General features: G+C 67.7%; 3 protein-coding genes. 1 reads left to right on the top strand and 2 read right to left on the bottom strand.

What is annotated here, in order from left to right:
* Positions 1 to 389: 389 nt before the first annotated feature.
* Positions 390 to 1,220, top strand: coding sequence for a flagellin N-terminal helical domain-containing protein (locus tag AX709_RS11175; protein ID WP_066479094.1), 831 nt, complete (start codon positions 390 to 392; stop codon positions 1,218 to 1,220).
* Between the two features lie 348 nt (positions 1,221 to 1,568).
* On the opposite strand, the gene fliA is transcribed toward AX709_RS11175, so the two are convergent.
* A complete protein-coding gene (gene fliA / locus AX709_RS11170) occupies positions 1,569 to 2,315 on the bottom strand; it encodes a FliA/WhiG family RNA polymerase sigma factor (RefSeq protein ID WP_066479091.1) in 747 nt (248 codons plus the stop codon).
* Positions 2,312 to 3,401, bottom strand: a 1,090-nt coding sequence (locus AX709_RS11165) for an FHIPEP family type III secretion protein (RefSeq protein ID WP_197432030.1), incomplete at its 5' end; no start/stop codon positions are given. The genes AX709_RS11165 and fliA, both read right to left, overlap by 4 nt.

Genomic DNA, 3,401 nt, shown 5'->3' with positions numbered 1-3,401 from the left:
CCCGCCATGACCAGGAACAGGTCGCCTGGTCCCGGCCGCGCGGTGGCGACCGGCGCGATTTCAAAACCCTGCGTGCGCAGGCTGGACACAAGCGTGAAGCGCCGATCGAGCACCGAATCGCTTGCAATGATGGTCGGCATGGACTTCCCCCGTTCTTCCAGCGTTCTTTGCGGGTTCCGTGGTAAAGACGTGGTAAACGTCCGAAGAAAAATACCGCTGGAACACCCGCGCCCTTGCGCGCGCGTAAGAGCCCCGCGAAAACGGGGTCCGCGGAATATTTGCCGGGGCCCCCTAAAGTCCTTTGCGCCCCGGTCGTTATCCCTTGTGGCAGCCCGGCTCCCGCTTTTCGGGGGGAAGGCGGGAACGCCAGGACACAGGAGATCGGACAAATGACCGTTATCGCAACCAACAGCGGCGCGCTTCGCGCCCAGGCCGCTTCCTCGATGGCCAACCGCTCGCTCGGCACGGCCATGGAGCGCCTCTCGACCGGCAAGCGTATCAACTCCGCGAAGGACGACGCCGCCGGCCTCGCCATCGCCACCTCGATGACCTCGCAGATCCGCGGCATGAACCAGGCCGTGCGCAATGCCAATGACGGCATTTCGCTGGCGCAGACCGCGGAAGGCGCGCTGGGCGAAGTCACCAACATGCTGCAGCGTATCCGCGAACTGGCGGTTCAGGCGGCTTCGGGCACCTATCAGGACACCGACCGTGACAACCTGCAGGTCGAAGTCGACGAACTGACCGCGCAGATCGGCCAGATCGTTTCGAACACCGAGTTCAACGGCGTGGTGCTGTTCGACGGTTCGACCGCGACCGTCACCATCCAGAGCGGTGCGAACGGCACCGACACGGTCGACCTGACGCTCGACGACCTGACCGCGCTGACGTCCGGTGCCGGCACCGCCGGTTCGTTCGACGTGTCGGGCACCGACGGTACGGCGGCGAACGCGGCCCTCGCCGATATCGACGCTGACCTGGAGTCGATCTCGACCACCCGCGCGACGCTGGGTGCGGGCCAGAGCCGCCTGCAGTCGGTGGTCAACAACCTGACCAACAACGCGACCAACCTGTCGGATGCGCGCAGCCGCATCGAAGACACGGACTATACGGCGGAAACGACCGCGCTCGCCAAGGCCCAGATCCTGAGCCAGGCGTCGACGGCGATGCTCGCCCAGGCGAACCAGAGCCAGCAGAACGTGCTGTCGCTCCTCCAGTAAGGACGTCGGGCTCGGGCCGCCGCCACCCCCCCTGAAAGGGCGGCGGTTCGGCTCCCGATCCGAACGGGACGCGAGAACCCCGGTGGTGTTTGCCACCGGGGTTTTTGTTTGTCCGGCGAAGGGAGGCGAGCCACTCGCCGGCTGATCAGCTCCAGCCCGCCAACAACAAAGGCGTCGCTCCGGCGCAGGGCGTGCAGCACCCGGTGCCGTTGAATCCGAGACGTCGCCCCGGCGGAGGCCGGGGCCTCCGGCAGAAAGGAGCGCTCCATTCGGCCAAAGGCCCGGCCTCCGCCAGGGCGACGCCTTGTTGCTTTTGGGGAGCCTCCCCGCGACACGCGGGTGTGGTGCTCAGCCCAGCCGGCGATCGAGTGCGCGCTTCAGGCGATCGTGCGCGGACTTCTTGATCTGGCACACGCGCGCCTGGCCGACGCCCAGCACATGGCCGATCTCCTCGAGGTTCAGTTCCTCGACATAATAAAGCTGGATGACCAGCGCCTCGCGCTCGGGCAGATCCTCGATCGCGGCGACGAGCAGGTCGCGCTGATCCGCTTCGGCCAGCGCCACGAACGGGTCGGGCGCGTCCGACATGAACCACGGCCCCTCGTCCGAATAGACGTCGTCGATCGAATCGAAGCGGACCGGTTCGGCCGTCGCATAATCCTGGCGGAGTTTTTCCACGGTGATCCCCAGTTTGTCGGCGACCTGCGCATCGCTGGGCGCGTGGCCCTGATCGCGGGTCAGGGCGGCGACGGCGTCCTGATAAACGCGCTTGCGCCGCATCGCGCCGCGCGTGATCGTCGCTTGGCGGCGAAGTTCGTCGATCATCGCGCCGCGCAGCCGGGTGGCGAGATATTGTTCAAAGGTGACCTGGCCGCGATCTTCGAACGCGGCGAGCGCCTCGACCAGCGCGACCAGCCCGATCTGGACCAGGTCCTCGACCTCGACCAGCGTGCTCATCGATCCGTGGACGTGCCATGCGATCCGGCGCACCATCGGCAGGTGGCGGCGCATCAGCGCCTGATGGTCGCGTGCCTGGGCAGTGCGACCATAGGTCAGCGGCTGCGCGTCGTCGGGCGGGGTGAAGGGGACGCTCATGCGGGCAGCATTTCGGGCGCCCCGATCACCGCGATCACCTCGACCGCCTTGTCCTCGGGCACTTCAAAGAAGCTCATCACCGGCGTGTCGGGAAGGACGGTGCGGACGAGCTTGCGGATCGCGAGCCGGATCGACGGCTGGACGACCAGCACGAACGGTTTCGATTCGGCGATCAGCGGCGTCGCGGCGCTCTGCACCGCGTCGATGATGCGCCGGCCCAGGTCGGGTTCGACGGTGTGGCGGCGACTGGTGTCGCTGCGCATCGCCTGACCGAGCAGCGCCTCGAGCTGACCCTCCAGCGTCATCACGCGCAGCGGCTCGCGCACGCCGCACAGCTTCTGGATGATCAGCGGGCCGAGCTGCGGGCGGATCATCTCGATGATCTCCTCGGCATCGGCGGTGCGCTGGGCGGCGACCGCGATCGCGCCGGCGATCAGGCGGAACTCCTTGAGCGGGATGTTCTCCGCCAGCAGGCCGCGCAGCACCTGGGTCAGCGTGGTCAGCGGCAGCGGGTTGGGCGACAGCGCCGCGACCAGCTGCGCCGCGCGCTCCTTCAGCCCGTCGAGCAGCGACTGGACCTCGTCGGGGCCGAGCAGGTCGGCCGCGCTCTGCACCAGCACATGATTGAGGTGCGTGGCGATCACGGTGCCCGGATCGACGACCAGATAGCCCATGCCGGTCGCACCGTCGGCATCGCCGGGCGCGATCCACACCGCGTCGAGGCCGAACGTCGGGTCCTTGGCCGGCTTGCCCTTCAGCTTGCCCGCCGCCTGGCCGGTATCGAGCGCCAGCATGCCGTCGGGCGAAACGCTGTCCTCGCCCAGCGCGACCCCGTTGACCAGGATGCGATAGGTATAGGGCGCGAGGTTGATGTCGTCGCGCACCTTCACCTGCGGGACGACGAAGCCCAGGTCCTTCGACAGCTGGCGGCGCACCCCGGTGATCCGGTTCATCAGCGGCCCGCCGCGGCGCTCGTCGACCAGCGGCACGAGGCCATAGCCGATGTCGAGCATGATCTGCATGTGATCGGTGACCTCGTCCCAGCCGATACGCGACAGGTCGGCCGGCGGCGGGCCGCTGATGAAC

Source organism: Sphingomonas sp. CCH15-F11 (genome assembly GCF_001557005.1).
In the GTDB taxonomy this organism is placed as follows: domain Bacteria; phylum Pseudomonadota; class Alphaproteobacteria; order Sphingomonadales; family Sphingomonadaceae; genus Sphingomonas.
This window is presented reverse-complemented; position numbering and strand designations above follow the sequence as displayed.

What these genes read in the sequence shown, in the direction of transcription:
- AX709_RS11175 (WP_066479094.1), top strand. Translation starts at nt 390, where the DNA reads ATGACCGTTATCGCAACCAACAGCGGCGCGCTTCGCGCCCAGGCCGCT.
- fliA (WP_066479091.1), bottom strand. Translation starts at nt 2,315, where the DNA reads ATGAGCGTCCCCTTCACCCCGCCCGACGACGCGCAGCCGCTGACCTAT.